Raw genomic sequence first — 15,225 nt, forward strand, 5'->3', positions numbered from 1 at the left:
AGGGGCATGGAGCTGTACACCTATTACCGTTCCACCTCGTCCTATCGGGTGCGCATTGCCTTGGCGCTGAAGGGGCTGGCCTACCAGTCCCTGCCGGTCAACCTGCTGCAGGGTGAGCAACGCAGTGCAGGCTACGTCGCCGTCAACCCGCAGGGCCGTGTGCCGGCCTTGCGCACTGACGGCGCTGAGCTGCTGGTGCAGTCACCGGCTATCATCGAGTACCTGGAAGAGGTTTATCCACAACCCGCGTTGCTGCCTGCCACTGCGGAGGCGCGTGCCAAGGTGCGCGGTGTGGCTGCGATCATCGGCTGCGATATCCACCCCTTGCACAATGTCAGTGTGCTCAACCGGCTGCGCCAGGCCGGGCATGATGAGACCCAGGTCAACCAGTGGATCGGCCACTGGATCAGTCAGGGGCTGGCGGCGGTGGAACAACTGATCGGCGACCACGGCTTCTGTTTTGGCGACAAGCCAGGCCTGGCGGACGTCTACCTGATACCGCAGTTGTATGCAGCCGAACGTTTCAACATCGACCTCGACGGCTTCCCGCGCATCCAGCGGGTTGCCGCCCTGGCGGCCGGGCATCCGGCGTTCGCCAAGGCACACCCCGCCCAACAGCCGGACTGCCCGGCTCAGTGAATGGAACGGTTCGCCGCCGGAAGCTTGCCGATACGCTCGGACAGCTTCAGGCGCTGGACCGGGTCTTCCGTCAGCAGCAAGGCATGCTCCAGGTCGAAGCGCTCGGCCTGCGGGCAATCCAGATGCTGGTAGAGCGAGGCGCGGGTCACATAGTCGCTGACTTGTACCGGCCCCAGTTGCATGACCCGTTCGGCATCGATCAGTGCCGCCAGGTGGTTGTCGTTGCTGATGTGCAACTGGCGCAGGTTGCGTGACAGACGTTGCAGGATCTGCGCGGGGCTGGCACTGCGCATGTGCTCGGCGGTCAGCGCGACCTGCGGGCCGAACTGGCGCGCCAGCAGTTCGCGACAGTCGTTGGGGTACAGGCGTCGGCCGCCGCAGGGGTCGAGGAGGTGGTCGGCACCCGGCACGCGCAGCAGGAAATGGCCAGGAAAGCCCACGCCCTCCAGGGGTATGGACAGGCGTCGGGCCAGCTCCAGGGCGAGGATGGCCAGGGCCAACGGCTGGCCACGGCGGCGCTGCAGCACCTTGTCCATCATCGCGGCATGCGGGCGCAGGGGGTGATACTCATCCTGCTGGAAACCCAGGGCATTGAGCTGGCGCAACAGTGGCTGGGCCAGTTCGCACAGCGGCAGCAGCGGCAGGCTGGCACTGATCTCGCGTTGCAGGTCATGCAGCGTGGCCAGGCTGGCCGCGGGCTCGATGCTGCGGTCATGCTCGGCGGCAATCCACAATGCGGCTTCCAGCAGGGCGACGGGCTCGCGTTCCAGGCAGGCCAGGCAGGCTTGACGTGGCTTCATGGGGCTTCTCCACACACGCTTGAGTATTAGCCTCGCTACACGGTTTCGTCCAGTGGTCCGGCGGCGGCTTAGGCCCAAGGGCCAAGCCTATACTGGAATGAGCACCTCTCAGGGGAGCCTGTCGATGTTCGCACTGATGCAAAGCACCCGTACCCAGTCGCTGCACCTGTTCACCGACCCGCCCACCGGCCTCAAGGCCGTGGTGGCGATTCACAGTGAACAGTTGGGGCCGGCCATGGGCGGTTGTCGCTACCTGCCGTATGCCGACGACGAAAGCGCCATGACCGACGCCATTCGCCTGGCCCAGGGCATGAGCTACAAGGCAGCGCTGGCCGGCCTGCCATTGGGTGGCGGCAAGGCAGTGATCATGCGCAACCCGCATGTGGAAAACCGTGCCGCGCTGTTCGAGGCCTTTGGCCGCTTCATCGATACCTTGCAGGGGCGCTTCATCATTGCCGTGGACAGCGGCACCTCTACCCTGGATATGGATTGCATTGCCCAGAGTACTCCGCATGTGACCAGCACCACGGCCTGCGGCGATCCTTCACCGCACGCGGCGATGGGGGTTTTTGCCGGCATATGTGCAACCACTTCGTTCCGGCTTGGCAGTGATGACCTGCAGGGGCTGCGGGTTGCGGTGCAAGGGCTGGGCAATGTCGGTTATGCGCTGGCCGAGCAACTGCATGCGGCGGGGGCGGACTTGCTGGTGAGCGACCTGGACCCCGGGCGGGTGCGGCTGGCAGTGGAGCAGTTCGATGCCAAGCCGGTCACCAACGATGCATTGCTCAGCACCCCTTGCGACATCTTCGCGCCCTGTGGCGTGGGGCCGGTGCTGAACGGGCAGAGCGTGATGCAGTTACGTTGCGCGGCGGTGGCGGGGGCGGCGAACAACCAGTTGACCACCTTGCAGGTGGCCGACCAGCTGGAATCGCGCGGGATTTTGTATGCGCCGGACTACGTGATCAATGCCGGTGGGCTGATCTACGTGGCGCTTACCCACCGTGGCGAGGACCTGGGTACCATCACCGCGCACCTGGCGCGGATACCTTCGCGGCTGACCGAAGTGTTCGGCCATGCGCAGGCCCAGAAACGCTCGCCGGCGCGGGTGGCACAGATGCTGGCGGAGCGGCTGCTCTACGGTTGACGGCTGCTCCTGCAAAGGCCAGCGCAGGTATTACTCGGCTGCTGGCGCCTCGAGCAACTCGGCCAACGCATCCGGCTGGCTCTTGAATGCGCGGGCGAACACATCGCGGTTCCTGGCCATGTAGATGCCGGCTTCCTCAACCTGCTGCTCGGTCAGCGAGGGCACGGCCTTGTGCAGCACTTCGGCCAGGCGCTCGGCCAGTTCGAGCATCTTGTCGTGACGGTCTGCTTCGGCCTTATCCATGAACAAGCGCTCCGGATCGCGGCTGCTGCGGTATACCACTTCGACGGCCATTCATCACCTCTATGCCTTTTGCTGGTTAGGTTACGATCTACTGTATCCATATACAGTAATGGCATTTGCCACCGTCACGCAAGCCGATTCTTCAGCCCGTGGGCGCGTGCCTTGTGGCAATCGGTCGCCTTCCAAGGCAAGGGCCTGGCCCTTTAACTGCATGGCACAAGCGTCACACCGGTGGCGCATCATCCTTCAAGACGTATCGGGGAATGGAACATCGTGAACATCAAATGGGCAGAAAAGCTGCGCAAGGGCCTGCACGGCTCGGCCGACTCGCTGGGCAACCTGTGTGTCGAGGCATTCCATTACCTGGCGCTGTTCGGCATTGGCGCGATTACCGCCTATGCCGCGGTGATGACCTTCCTGGACATGCTCGGCAAGGGCGGAGTCAGCGTCGATGACATTCTGCTGCTGTTCATCTACCTGGAGTTGGGGGCGATGGTGGGGATCTACTTCAAGACCAACCACATGCCGATCCGCTTCCTGCTGTACGTCGCCATCACTGCACTGACCCGCCTGCTGATCGGCGATGTCTCGCACCACAAGGCGCCGGACGCCGGGCTGCTGTACCTGTGCGGTGGCATCCTGCTGCTGGCGTTCTCGATCCTGGTGGTGCGCTACGCCTCGTACCGCTACCCCTCGACCAAGGTGCTGGATGCCAATGGCAAGGAAGTGGAGGAGGGCAAGTAGCCCTCAGTTGGCCATGAAATGGCGTGGCTCGCGCTGAGCGTCGCGGGTCAGTGCGGCCAGTACTTGCAAGGGGTTCTGGTTGTGTTCGATGGCCAGGCCCAGGCGGATGCTGTCGATCACCCGTTGCAGGCGCACCGGGTCATTGCGCTGGGCCTGGGTGATGAGACGCTTGGCGACTACGCCGCTGTCGTCGGACAGGGTCAGCATGATGCTGCCGTCAAGGTTGGCGATGCTCAGGTTGACCCGGTATTCGTGGGCGAATGCAGCACTGATTCGTTCGAATGGGTTGTTCATGGTGGTGCTTCTGCAATGAATGACTGCAGGGGTTGACCGACGCCTTCGGCAGTTGGTTCAGCGCCGTTGATCGACACCAACGAAAACGCCCGGCACGAGGCCGGGCGTTGCTTGCGTTACCGATCAGGCGTCCGGGTCATTCAGTTCCAGGGCGCCGCGCTTGCTGCGCAGCTTGCCGTAGAAGTGTTCCAGCGCGTGGTTCAGCTTGGTCGCGGCACCATCGACTGCCTGGTCCAGCGAAGTGGCAGTGTGGGTCACCGAGATCGGTTGATGGCCTTTGGGGCGAGCCTCCATCTGGCAGCGTTTGTCATGCGGTCCGGGCTTGGCGCCGTTCTCGTCGCGCAGGTGCACCTCGATGCGGGTGAGGTCGTCTTCGTAACGTTCCAGTGAATTCTGCAGGGTACTGCGGACCCACTGGTCGAGCCGGGCGTTGCCTTCGAAATGGTTGCTGCTGTTGACCTGGATTTGCATGATTCAATCCTTATTCAGCTTGCTCGCATGGAGACGCGCCTAGGCCTTTGAGACCCTTGGAATTTCTGCGTCTCTTGACTCTAAGGTCAGGCAACGGCGAAACGAATTCAAGCCTTTTTTGAAAATAAATTTCCTGTTGCATATGGGGCCACAGCTGACCACGCAGCGCTTAGGCTTTGCTTATGAGAATTGAAATCATTATTATTGAACGCCCGATAACGCCCAACCGTTCGCCATGACGCGTAAAACCGCCAGTCTCCCGATCAGCTATCGCCTGGCCGTGACTTCACGCAGCCTGGCCGCCCTGCTGGGCGGCTACCTGCTGGCGTCGATGGCCAGCGTCTGCATTGCTCTGGTGGCGCCGTTGCCGCAGGTCGATGCCACACTCACAGGCCTGTTGCTGTCATTCGTCTTCTACCTGCTGGCGTTCATCTGGTGCTTCGCCTGCCGTAGCGCTTTGCGCGCCTGGCTGGGTGTGCTGGCGCCAACTGTACTGCTGGGCGTGATCAGCGGGTTGGCCTACTGGATGACAAGCGCATGAAAGAAGGCTTCCGTCAGGCCATGGCCTGGCTGCACACCTGGACCGGCCTGATCTTCGGCTGGCTGTTGTTTGCCATATTCCTCACCGGCACGCTGTCGTACTTCAAGGAAGAGATCACCCACTGGTCCAGGCCGGAAGTGCGTAGTCAGACACTGGATCCGACCCATGCCCTGGAGGTGGCCCAGCGTTACCTGCTGGACCACGCAGGTCATTCGGGAACGTGGTTCATCCGCATGCCCAATGCACGTGAGGCGGGCCTGAATGTGGGCTATCGCGACACCAATGGCGGGCCGCGTGGCTTTGTCAGCCAGACCCTCGATACCCAGGCCGGTGAGCCGCTGCAGGCCCGTGACAGCCGCGGTGGCGAATTCTTCTACCGCTTCCATTTCCAGTTGCAGATGCCGCACCCCTATGGCCGCTGGCTGTCGACGTTCTGTGCATTCATCATGTTGCTGGGGCTGGTGACCGGCATCATCACCCACAAGAAGTTCTTCAAGGAGTTCTTCACCTTCCGCCCCGGCAAGGGCCAGCGCTCCTGGCTGGATGGGCACAACGCCATCGGCGTGTTGGTGCTGCCGTTCCACCTGATGATCAGCTACAGCAGCCTGGTGCTGTTCATGTACATGGTCATGCCGGCGGGCATCATGGCCAGCTACGGCAATGACACCGGCAAGTACTTCAACGATCTGTTCGGCCGCAACGAAGCGCCTGCGCCAGCCCATGTCGCCGCACCGCTGGTGCCGTTGGCAGGCCTGTACGCCAGGGTGCAGGCGCTGCAGCCGGGCGCGCGTATCGGCGATATCCAGGTGCAGAATCCGGGCGACCGCAATGCCCGCGTAACTTTCACTCAATCCTCGGCCGACCACGTCGCCTACCGGCGCAGCGCCAACTGGACATTCGATGGCTCCACGGGTGCCCTGCTGAGCCAGGGCAAGCCGGAGAGTGGGGTGATGATGACCGCGTTCAGTTTTGCCGGCCTGCACATGGGCAATTTCGCAGGGCCCTGGTTGCGCTGGCTGTATTTCTTGTTTGGCCTGGCGGGTACCGCGGTGATCGGCACCGGGCTGGTGATGTGGCTGGGCAAGCGTCAGCTAAAGCATGCCGGGACCGAACGCCTGCCGGGCGAGCTGCGCCTGGTCGAGGTACTCAACATCGCCAGCATGAGCGGGCTGCTGCTGGCCGTTGCCGGTTTCTTCTGGGCCAACCGCCTGATCCCGCTGGGGGTGCAAGGCCGGGCCGACTGGGAGGTCGATACCTTCTTCATCACCTGGGGGGTGACGCTGGTGCATGCCATGCTGCGCAGTGGGTACCGGGCCTGGGCCGAGCAACTGGCACTGGGCGCGCTGGCTTTTGCCCTGCTGCCGCTGCTCAACGCCCTGACCACCGGCCAAGGCCTGAACCATTCGCTGCCGGCAGGCGACTGGGCCATGGCCGGCTTCGACCTGACGGCGCTGGCGACCGGCCTGTTCCTCGCCTGGCTTGCCGGCAAGCTGTCGCGCAAGCCCGGGGTGGCTGCCAGACGCGCCCGGCACGCAGCCAGAACGCCACCTGCCGAAACGGCGGGGGCAAGCTGATGGCGGGCATTGCGCTGATCACATTCGCAGGCTTGGTTGCCCTGTGCCTGGCCATGCAAAAACATTTCGCCGACTTGTTCGGGCGCAAGCCGCGCCCAGGCCAGCTGCGCCTGTTGCGTAGCGCCGGCTGGTTGCTGTTGCTGGCTGCACTGGTACTGAGCGTGCACCTGCGTGGCTGGGCCCATGGCCTGGTGCAATGGGTCGCGGTGCTGATGGCCGGGGCGACCGTGTGGGTATTCGGCCTGCCATACCTGCCCCGGCTGCTGCTGGGCCTGGCCGCCGCCAGCATGGTGCTGGGGCCGTTGCTTGTCGTGTACGCCGGGTGACCTGATGAGTGAACAGGGCAACATGTTCGAGCCGGACACCGACAACGGCGGTGGGCGTGCGCGTTTCGTCGAGGTGTTCCAGGCCCAGCGCGCGCGTATGGAGGCATTGGTCAGTCGTCGGGTCGGTTGCCGGGCCACGGCATCGGACCTGGTCCAGGAGCTGTTTCTGCGTTTCTGGCGCCGCCCGGTGGTCAAGGTCGAGGCACTGGATACCTATCTGCTGCGTTGCGCCGGCAACCTGGCCATCGACCACTTGCGCAGTGAGGGCAGCCGCGAACGTGTCGTCGAAGCTGCGTTGCCGGTAGATGAAGCCCAGGCGCCGGAGCAGGCCGTGCAGGTCGACCATGACCTGCAGCGCATCGAAGCCGCCTTGCGCGCCTTGCCCGAGCGCACCCGGCAGATCTTCTTGCTCAATCGCATTCACGGGTGCAAGTACGGCGAGATCGCCAAGGCCATGCAACTGTCCCAGAGTGCAGTGGAAAAGCATATGATGCGCGCCCTCGAGGCGTGCAAGGCGAGTGTGGCCGAGCCCGCGTCCATTCCACGCCGGCCAGGGAGCGCCCGTCGATGAGCCATCTACCGCCGATTACCGAGGCGCAGTCCAAGGCTGCACTGCAATGGCTCAGCCGCATCAACGAGCAGCCCGCCCACGCCGATGGGGCCGCGTTCAAACGCTGGCTGCTGAGCCACCCCGCGCACCGTGCAGCCTTCGCCCAGGCGCAGGCGCTGTGGCAGGCCAGCGGCACCGCTGCGGCGCGCCTGGCTGACGAAGAACAGCAAGGCCTGCAGCGCTATCTGGATGCAATGGCCCGGCCAGTGGCCAGGTCGCCATGGCGGCAGCGCCTCGCCGCACTGGCGGCCTGCCTGGTGCTGGCCGTGGGCATTGCCGGGGGTTGGCAGCCTGGCCTGTGGTTGCAGGACCTGCAGGCTGACTACAGCAGCGCCGGGCAGGTGCGGCAGGTAATTCTGGCTGACCAGTCGCAAGTGACGCTGGATGCGCAGAGCGCGATTGCAGTCGATTTTGTCCGAGGTGAGCGCCGCGTGCGCTTGTTGTATGGCGCGGCATTCTTCCAGGTCACGCATACCGGTGAGCCATTCCTGGTCGAAGCAGCGGGGGGCGAGGTGCGGGTACTCGGTACGCAGTTCGAAGTGCGTGAGCAGGGCGAAGGCGTCCAGGTCACGGTGCGTAGCGGGCGGGTGGCAGTAAGCCCGGCACCGGGAGCCGCAAAGCGCGAACTGACGGCCAACCAGCAGGTGACCTACGCTACAGGCCGGCTGGGTGACCTTGTGACAGTGGATAGCGACACCCGCCTGGCCTGGCGCCAGGGTTGGCTGAATTACTACCAGGTCCCGCTGGCGCAGGTGGTCGAAGACCTGGGGCGCTATTACCCGGGGCGCATCCTGCTGCTCGACGGCGAACTGGGGCAGCGCAAGGTCAGTGGCAGTTTTCCCGCGGCAGAACCGTTGCCGGCGCTGGATTCGCTGGGCAAGGTGATGGGCTTTTCGCGGCAGACTGTGCTGGGACGGTTGACGGTCATCCGATAATCGCCTGTGCCGGCCTCTTCGCGGGCACAGGTAAAAATATTTTCAAATAGCAGGTGAGGTAACAGGTCGTGACATCCGTGTAATGAGTGGAAGTGCGATTCATTCGCAGTCATAACCCTCTCACAGGTCAGCGTCCATGAAGTTCACCCCGCGTTGCGTCCCTCTCTGGCTCAGCCTGTCCGCGCTGCCGGCCCTCGTTTTCGCTCCCCTGGCCTGTGCTGCCGAGCTACAGCAGACGTACGCCTTCGCCCTGCCCGCGCAACCCTTGGCACAAGCGCTCAATGCGTTCAGTCGCACCACTGGCCAGGGCGTGGTCTACACCTTGGAGCTGCCCGGCGGGCAGGCCCCGGCGCTGAACGGCCGGTACAGCGCCGAGCAGGCCCTGCAGCAACTGCTGGGCAGCAGTGGGTTGGCCTGGCGTCGCGTCGACGCGCGCACCTTTACCCTGGAAACGCTGGATACCTCCGGCGCCCTCAGCCTGCAGGCCACCACGGTCACCTCGGAACTGGACGACTACAGCTACCAGCCTCCGGCCAGCGCCTCGATCATGCGCGGGCAGGGTCCGAGCCAGGACATTCCCCAGGCGATCAACGTGGTGCCGGCCCAAGTCATTCGCGACCAGGCCCCGCGCAACCTCGACGACGCCCTGGCCAACGTCAGCGGCATCACCCAGGGCAACAACTTTGGCGGCACCGCCGACACGGTGATGAAGCGTGGTTTCGGTGATAACCGTGATGGATCGATCATGCGCGACGGCATGCCGGTGGTACAGGGCCGCAACCTCAATGCCAGCACCGAGCGGGTCGAAGTGCTCAAGGGCCCGGCGTCGCTGCTGTACGGCATCCAGGACCCGGGCGGGGTAATCAACGTGGTCAGCAAGCGGCCGCAGCTGCAGCAGTACAACGCCCTCAACGTGCGCGGCTCGACCTACGGCAGTGGCAAGAACGGCAGCGGCGGCGGCTTCGACAGTACCGGCGCGCTGGGCGACAGCAACTTTGCCTACCGCCTGATCGTCGACCACGAGGACGAGGACTACTGGCGCAACTACGGCGTGCACCGCGAATCGCTGGTGGCGCCGTCGCTGGCTTGGCTGGGTGAGGACACCCAGGTGGTACTGGCCTACGAGCACCGCGAGTTTCTCTCACCGTTCGATCGGGGCACTGCATTTGGCAACAACGGCCACCCGCTGGACATCCCGGCCACGCGGCGCCTGGATGAGCCATTCAACGACATGGAGGGGCGTTCCGACCTGTACCGGCTGGAGCTAGACCACCAGCTGGCCGATGACTGGAAGCTGCATTTCGGCTACAGCTTCAACCGCGAGACCTACGATGCCAGTCAGGTGCGGGTGACCAAAGTCAATGAAACAAGCGGCACGCTGGCGCGCAGCATCGACGGCACGCATGACGCCATGAGCCGTGACCAGTTCGCCACCCTGAGCCTGGCCGGCAACGTGCAACTGGCCGGCATGCAGAACGACCTGCTGTTCGGCATCGACCATGAGGACCGCAAGATCTTCCGCGGTGACCTGATCCGGCAGAAAGCCCAATCGACCTTCAGCTATGTCAATCCGGTCTATGGCCAGGAAGTGGAGGGCACTACGGTCGGTGCCAAGGAAAGCGACCAGACCGACAAGCTGCGCACCGACGCGCTGTTCGTACAGGACGCGCTGCACCTGGATGAGCACTGGATCCTGGTGGCCGGTGCGCGCTTTCAGCAATACGACCAGTACGCCGGTCGCGGGCGCCCGTTCCAGGTCAACACCGACAGCAACGGCCAGACCTGGGTACCGCACGCGGGTGTGGTGTACAAGGTCGATGAGCAGCTGTCGTTCTATGCCAGCTACAGCGAATCGTTCAAGCCCAACTCGACTATCGCGCCGCTGGTCGGCAACGTGGTGCTGGACGGCTCGGTGGCGCCGGAGGAGGGCAAGTCCTGGGAATTGGGGGCCAAGCTCGATATGCCGGGGCGCCTCACCGGCACCCTCGCGCTGTTCGACATCACCAAGCGCAACGTGCTGGTTTCCAGCCTCGACCAAGGCACGGGCGAGACGGTGTACAGCAATGCCGGTGAAGTGGGTTCGCGGGGTATCGAACTGGACCTGACCGGCCAGCTCAGCGAGCGCTGGAGCCTGATCGGCAGCTACGCGTTCACCGATGCTGAAGTGACCAAGGACCCGGAACTCAAGGGCAACCGCCTGCAGAACGTGGCCCGGCACAGTGGTTCGCTGTCGGCGGTGTACGATTACGGCAGCCTGTTTGGCGGCGACCGCTTGCGCCTGGGTGCCGGGGCGCGGTACGTGGGCGAGCGGGCGGGTGACTCGACCAATACCTTCGATCTGCCTTCCTATACAGTGGCCGATGCCTTTGCCAGCTATGAAACCCGGCTCGACGAGCACAAGGTGCTCGTGCAATTGAATGTGAAGAACCTGTTCGACAAGGTGTACTACAGCTCGGCAGTGAACCAGTATTTCGTGGCTATCGGCGATCCGCGGCAGGTAAGCCTGTCCAGCACCTTCGAGTTCTAGACCAGCCTGTGCCGGCGTCTTCGTGGCTTTAGCCGCGAATGGCCGAACGGTATTCACCGGGTGTCGCACCGATCGCCTGGCGGAAGCGGTTGCTGAAATGGCTGGCACTGGCAAACCCGCATAGCAAGGCAATTTCGCCCAGCGGCATCATCCCCAGCCGCAGCAGCTGGCAGGCCCGGTGCAGGCGCCGGGCCAGCAGGTACTGGTGCGGCGGCAGCCCGAAGCTGGCGCGGAACATGCGCGCAAAATGGTATTCGGACAGGTTGCAGCGCACGGCCAGTTCACCCAGGGTAATGGGCTGGTCAAGGTGTGCTTCGATGTAATCGATCATCTGCCGGCGCAGGTTCGGTGCCAGCCCGCCTTTCATGCGCAGGCCATGGCGCAGCCCGACCTGGTTGAGCAGCGCATGGTCGACGATTTCGTGCGCCAGGCTGCTGGCCAGCAAGCGCTCGCCAGGTTCGTCCCAGTCCAGGGTGGTCAGCTGGCGAAAGCGCGCGGCCTGCTGCGGGTCGTCGAGAAAGGTCGCTTCCTGCAGTTGCAGCTCACGCGGTTCGCGGTCGAGCAGGCGCACGCAGCCCAGGGCGAACTGCGTCTCGCTGATGTACAGGTGGGCCAAACGGATAGCGCCATTGACCACCCAGTTCGATTCCTGCCCGGCCGGCATCACGCACAGCTTGTTCGGCGCCCCCTTGTCGGCCGGGCGCTGGCGGCGGAAGGTGCCGGTGCCGTCGGCGATGTAGCACGACAGGGTGTGGTGGCTGGGTGCCTGGTAGTCGCGGGCATCGTCACGGTTGCTCCACAACGCCGCCGCCAGCCCGTCGCCCAGCTGTGCGCTCAGCTCCAGCCGGGCGTTGGGCGAGGCGTGCATGGCGTTGAACACTTGCAGTTGGCTGAATGGCGTCATGGGTTGTTCCTCTTGCCAGCCATCCTACTGCGCCTTGGGCAGGCTTACAGCTACCCGTGGGACAAATGCGCAAGTTTGTGCAAGCGCGTGGGTGTTCGACAGGAGAACACTGGAGATGCCTCGGCGAGGGCTGCGCCCTCGATTCGCGGGTGAACCCGCTCCCACAGGGACCGCGCCAGCCTCGAGAGCAGCGCGGTCCCTGCGGGAGCGGCTTTAGCCGCGAAGCGCCGGGCACCGATCTTGAAGGCCCAAGGAACCGCCGCCATGAACTTGTCGCTCTATCTGCTTACCGTGCTGATCTGGGGTACTACCTGGATCGCCCTCAAACTTCAGCTGGGCGTGGTCGCCATCCCGGTTTCGATCGTCTACCGCTTCGCCTTGGCCGGGCTGATCCTGTTCGCCTTCCTTTTGCTCACCCGCCGCCTGCAGCCGATGAACCGGCGTGGTCACCACATCTGCCTGGCCCAGGGCCTGTGCCTTTTTTGCGTCAACTTCATCTGCTTCCTCAGTGCCAGCCAGTGGATCGCCAGCGGCCTGATTGCCGTGGTGTTTTCCACCGCCACGTTGTGGAACGCACTCAACGCACGGATCTTCTTTGCCCAGAAGATTGCCAGCAATGTGCTTGCCGGCGGCGCCTTGGGCTTGTTCGGCCTGGGCCTGTTGTTCTGGCCGGAGCTGTCCCACCACACGGCCAGCCGCGAGACCCTGTATGGTCTTGGCCTGGCTTTGCTCGGCACCTTGTGTTTCTCGGCGGGCAACATGCTCTCGAGCATGCAGCAGAAGGCTGGGCTCAAGCCGCTGACCACCAATGCCTGGGGCATGGTCTACGGCGCAGCGATGCTGGCGCTGTTCTGTGTGATCAGCGGCGTGCCGTTCAGCATGGAGTGGAATGCGCGCTATATCGGCTCGTTGCTGTACCTGGTAATACCCGGTTCGGTGATCGCCTTCACCGCCTACCTGACCCTGGTCGGGCGCATGGGCCCGGAGCGGGCGGCGTACTGCACGGTGCTGTTCCCGCTGGTGGCGTTGAACGTGTCGGCGGTGGCCGAGGGGTATCAGTGGACGGCGCCTGCCTTGTTGGGGCTGGTGGCGGTGATGGCGGGGAATGTACTGGTGTTTCGCAAGCCCAGGGCCAAGTTCGCCACTGGGCTGTCGAGAACTGTGTAGGAGCGGCGCCGTGTCAGGCAGGCATCAGCCTTTCCACACCTGCGGGTTCACCAGGTCTCGTGGCCGTTCACCCAGCAGCGCCGCGCGCAGGTTGTCGATTGCCCGGTTGGCCATGGCCTCGCGGGTTTCGGCAGTGGCCGAACCGATGTGCGGCAAGGTCAGTGCATTGGGCAGCTTGAACAGCGGCGAATCGCTTAGCGGCTCTTTCTCATACACGTCCAGGCCCGCACCGCGAATCGTGCCGCTCTGCAGCGCCTCGATCAGCGCCGCCTCGTCCACCACCGGCCCGCGGGCGATGTTGATCAGGAACGCGCTGGGCTTCATCAGTTGCAGCTCGCGGGCACCGATCAGCTTGTGCGTGGCATCGGACAGCGGCACCACGATGCACACGAAGTCTGCTTCGGCCAGCAGTTGCTCCAGGCTGCGGAACTGTGCGCCCAGCTCTTGTTCCAGCGCGGCCTTGCGGCGGTTGCCGCTGTACAGGATCGGCATGTTGAAACCGAAGTGGCCCCGGCGCGCCACGGCTGCGCCAATGTTGCCCAGGCCGACGATGCCCAGGGTCTTGCCATGCACGTCGCTGCCGAAGTGCGCCGGGCCCACGGTGGCCTGCCAGTTGCCGGCCTTGGTCCAGGCATCCAGTTCGGCCGTGCGGCGGGCGCAGCCCATGATCAGCGAGAAGCCCAGGTCGGCGGTGCTTTCGGTCAGCACATCCGGGGTGTTGGTCAGGGCGATGCCGCGTTCGTTGAGGTAGTCCAGGTCATAGTTGTCGTAGCCGACCGAAACGCTGGACACCACTTCCAGCCTGGCCGCGCCTTCAAGCTGTGCCCGCCCCAGCTTGCGGCCGACACCGATCAGGCCGTGGGCCTCGGGCAGGGCCTCGTTGAACTGGGCGTTGATGTCGCCCAGCTTGGGGTTGGGCAGGATCACGTTGAAATCTTGCTGCAGGCGCTCGGCCATGGCCGGGGTAATACGGCTGAAGGCCAGGACGGTCTTTTTCATCGGGCAACTTCTCTGCAAGGCGGTGGGGCGGTGGTGGTTTCTTCGCGGGTGGACGCTCCCACCAGGTATTGCACAGGCCTGGAAGGCGGTGGTGTACCTGTGGGAGCGGGTTTACCCGCGAAGAGGCCAGGAATGGTTAGCAACCTACCATTGTCCACCCCTGCAATGCAGCAGCTTTTTAATTGGCGATCAGCACCTGATGCGTTTTCAGGTCGGCCTCGTGCGCCGCGAGGATTTCTGGCAGCGAATTGCGCAGGTACTCGACCCAGGTCTTGATCTTGGCGTCCAGGTACTGCCGTGACGGGTAGATCGCATACAGGTTCAACTCCTGTAGGCGGTACTCAGGCAGCACCCGTACCAGGCTGCCGTCACGCAGGCCGTCGATGGCCGAATAGATCGGCAGTACGCCCACCCCCATGCCGCTGCGAATCGCGGTTTTCATGGCATCGGCGGTATTGACCATGAACGGCGAGCTGGTGATGTTGACCATCTCTTGGCCTTCCGGGCCGTCGAACAGCCACTTTTCCAGCGGGATCACCGGGCTGACCATGCGCAGGCAGGCATGCTTGAGCAGGTCGGCGGGCTTGTGCGGTATGCCGTGGCGGGCAATGTAGGTGGGCGAGGCGCAGACGATGCTGTAGGTGATGCCCAGGCGCTGCGACACGAACCCTGAGTCGGGCAGTTCGGTGGCCAGCACGATGGACACGTCATAGCCCTCGTCGAGCAGGTCGGGCACGCGGTTGGCCATGGTCAGGTCGAAGGTCACGTCCGGATGCGATTCGCGGTAGCGGGCGATGGCATCGACCACGAAGTGCTGGCCGACCCCGGTCATCGAGTGCACCTTCAGTTGCCCGGCGGGGCGCGCATGAGCGTCACTGGCCTCGGCCTCGGCTTCTTCCACGTAGGTAAGAATCTGTTCGCAACGCATCAGGTAGCGCTTGCCGGCTTCGGTCAGCGCAATGCGACGGGTCGTACGGTTTAGCAGCCTGGTTTGCAGATGGGCTTCCAGGTTGGAAACCGCCCGCGACACGTTCGCGGTGGTCGTATCCAGCTGCCCGGCGGCAGCGGTAAAGCTGCCCAGTTGGGCGACGCAACTGAAAGCACGCATGTTTTGCAGGGTGTCCATGGGTCACTCTCGATGTAGAGGACAAAATTGTGTCACGAAGTAACGAAAAAAAGATGAAAAGTTGCCTTCGACCAAAGGCGGATTATCGCTGTTTCGGTAACAAAGATTCGCAGGAATCCACGCTTATCGCCAGTGCTGCCGCCCCCTAGAATTGCCCGGCCCTATCACCTCTTCCTCGGGA

General features: G+C 63.9%; 17 protein-coding genes. 10 read left to right on the forward strand and 7 right to left on the reverse strand.

Going from position 1 to position 15,225, the window contains the following annotated elements; translation table 11 throughout:
- The first annotated feature begins 6 nt into the window (after window positions 1-6).
- Window positions 7-639 carry a maleylacetoacetate isomerase gene (gene maiA, locus ACVWZT_RS12920; protein WP_296230528.1) on the forward strand — a complete coding sequence of 211 codons (633 nt, stop codon included), beginning with the start codon at window positions 7-9 and terminating at the stop codon, window positions 637-639.
- Here maiA and ACVWZT_RS12925 read toward each other — a convergent pair.
- Complete coding sequence (locus ACVWZT_RS12925) at window positions 633-1,439, reverse strand: SirB1 family protein (protein WP_296230529.1); 807 nt, start codon at window positions 1,437-1,439, stop codon at window positions 633-635. The two genes, maiA and ACVWZT_RS12925, sit on opposite strands and share 7 nt — an antisense overlap.
- 124 nt (window positions 1,440-1,563) lie before the next feature.
- On the opposite strand from ACVWZT_RS12925, the gene ACVWZT_RS12930 reads away from it, so the two are divergent.
- Window positions 1,564-2,583 carry a Leu/Phe/Val dehydrogenase gene (locus ACVWZT_RS12930; RefSeq protein ID WP_296230531.1) on the forward strand — a complete coding sequence of 340 codons (1,020 nt, stop codon included), beginning with the start codon at window positions 1,564-1,566 and terminating at the stop codon, window positions 2,581-2,583.
- Between the two features lie 30 nt (window positions 2,584-2,613).
- Here the strand turns inward: ACVWZT_RS12930 and ACVWZT_RS12935 are convergent, their stop codons facing one another.
- Window positions 2,614-2,877, reverse strand: coding sequence for a YebG family protein (locus ACVWZT_RS12935; protein WP_063913370.1), 264 nt, complete (start codon window positions 2,875-2,877; stop codon window positions 2,614-2,616).
- 222 nt (window positions 2,878-3,099) lie between these two features.
- Between ACVWZT_RS12935 and ACVWZT_RS12940 the strand changes: the two genes are divergently transcribed.
- A complete protein-coding gene (locus ACVWZT_RS12940; RefSeq protein ID WP_225779224.1) occupies window positions 3,100-3,570 on the forward strand; it encodes a phosphate-starvation-inducible protein PsiE in 471 nt (156 codons plus the stop codon).
- A gap of 3 nt (window positions 3,571-3,573) precedes the next feature.
- On the opposite strand, the gene ACVWZT_RS12945 is transcribed toward ACVWZT_RS12940, so the two are convergent.
- Together ACVWZT_RS12945 and ACVWZT_RS12950 are read right to left on the reverse strand one after the other, a co-directional pair.
- Window positions 3,574-3,864, reverse strand: coding sequence for a DUF3509 domain-containing protein (locus ACVWZT_RS12945; protein ID WP_225779223.1), 291 nt, complete (start codon window positions 3,862-3,864; stop codon window positions 3,574-3,576).
- A 123-nt stretch (window positions 3,865-3,987) separates the two neighbouring features.
- On the reverse strand, window positions 3,988-4,335 hold the full coding sequence (locus tag ACVWZT_RS12950; RefSeq protein WP_170032556.1) for an HPF/RaiA family ribosome-associated protein: 348 nt from the start codon (window positions 4,333-4,335) through the stop codon (window positions 3,988-3,990).
- A gap of 235 nt (window positions 4,336-4,570) precedes the next feature.
- Here ACVWZT_RS12950 and ACVWZT_RS12955 point away from each other — a divergent pair, with 235 nt between their 5' ends.
- From ACVWZT_RS12955 to ACVWZT_RS12980, 6 genes are all read left to right on the forward strand, one after another.
- Window positions 4,571-4,876 carry a DUF3649 domain-containing protein gene (locus ACVWZT_RS12955; RefSeq protein WP_296230536.1) on the forward strand — a complete coding sequence of 102 codons (306 nt, stop codon included), beginning with the start codon at window positions 4,571-4,573 and terminating at the stop codon, window positions 4,874-4,876.
- Window positions 4,873-6,450 carry a PepSY-associated TM helix domain-containing protein gene (locus tag ACVWZT_RS12960; RefSeq protein ID WP_457469645.1) on the forward strand — a complete coding sequence of 526 codons (1,578 nt, stop codon included), beginning with the start codon at window positions 4,873-4,875 and terminating at the stop codon, window positions 6,448-6,450. Before ACVWZT_RS12955 ends, ACVWZT_RS12960 begins: the two co-directional genes overlap by 4 nt.
- Entirely contained in the window at window positions 6,450-6,776 is a 327-nt protein-coding gene (locus tag ACVWZT_RS12965) for a DUF3325 domain-containing protein (protein ID WP_296230538.1), read from the forward strand. Before ACVWZT_RS12960 ends, ACVWZT_RS12965 begins: the two co-directional genes overlap by 1 nt.
- A 4-nt stretch (window positions 6,777-6,780) precedes the next feature.
- Window positions 6,781-7,347 (forward strand): RNA polymerase sigma factor, encoded by a 567-nt coding sequence (locus ACVWZT_RS12970; protein WP_296230539.1) that lies wholly within the window; start codon window positions 6,781-6,783, stop codon window positions 7,345-7,347.
- Entirely contained in the window at window positions 7,344-8,321 is a 978-nt protein-coding gene (locus tag ACVWZT_RS12975; protein ID WP_457469647.1) for a FecR family protein, read from the forward strand. Before ACVWZT_RS12970 ends, ACVWZT_RS12975 begins: the two co-directional genes overlap by 4 nt.
- Before the next feature lie 136 nt (window positions 8,322-8,457).
- A complete protein-coding gene (locus ACVWZT_RS12980) occupies window positions 8,458-10,848 on the forward strand; it encodes a TonB-dependent siderophore receptor (protein WP_457469649.1) in 2,391 nt (796 codons plus the stop codon).
- Window positions 10,849-10,876: 28 nt separating this feature from the next.
- Here the strand turns inward: ACVWZT_RS12980 and ACVWZT_RS12985 are convergent, their stop codons facing one another.
- Window positions 10,877-11,752: a helix-turn-helix domain-containing protein gene (locus ACVWZT_RS12985; RefSeq protein ID WP_296230542.1), complete on the reverse strand. Its 876-nt coding sequence runs from the start codon at window positions 11,750-11,752 to the stop codon at window positions 10,877-10,879.
- Between the two features lie 264 nt (window positions 11,753-12,016).
- Between ACVWZT_RS12985 and ACVWZT_RS12990 the strand changes: the two genes are divergently transcribed.
- Window positions 12,017-12,919 (forward strand): DMT family transporter, encoded by a 903-nt coding sequence (locus ACVWZT_RS12990; RefSeq protein ID WP_457469650.1) that lies wholly within the window; start codon window positions 12,017-12,019, stop codon window positions 12,917-12,919.
- Window positions 12,920-12,943: 24 nt separating this feature from the next.
- Here ACVWZT_RS12990 and ACVWZT_RS12995 read toward each other — a convergent pair whose 3' ends face one another.
- Together ACVWZT_RS12995 and ACVWZT_RS13000 are read right to left on the reverse strand one after the other, a co-directional pair.
- Complete coding sequence (locus tag ACVWZT_RS12995) at window positions 12,944-13,918, reverse strand: 2-hydroxyacid dehydrogenase (RefSeq protein WP_457469652.1); 975 nt, start codon at window positions 13,916-13,918, stop codon at window positions 12,944-12,946.
- A 178-nt stretch (window positions 13,919-14,096) separates the two neighbouring features.
- On the reverse strand, window positions 14,097-15,044 hold the full coding sequence (locus tag ACVWZT_RS13000; protein ID WP_457469653.1) for a LysR family transcriptional regulator: 948 nt from the start codon (window positions 15,042-15,044) through the stop codon (window positions 14,097-14,099).
- Window positions 15,045-15,225: the final 181 nt, after the last annotated feature.

The organism is Pseudomonas sp. TE21394 (assembly GCF_054057835.1).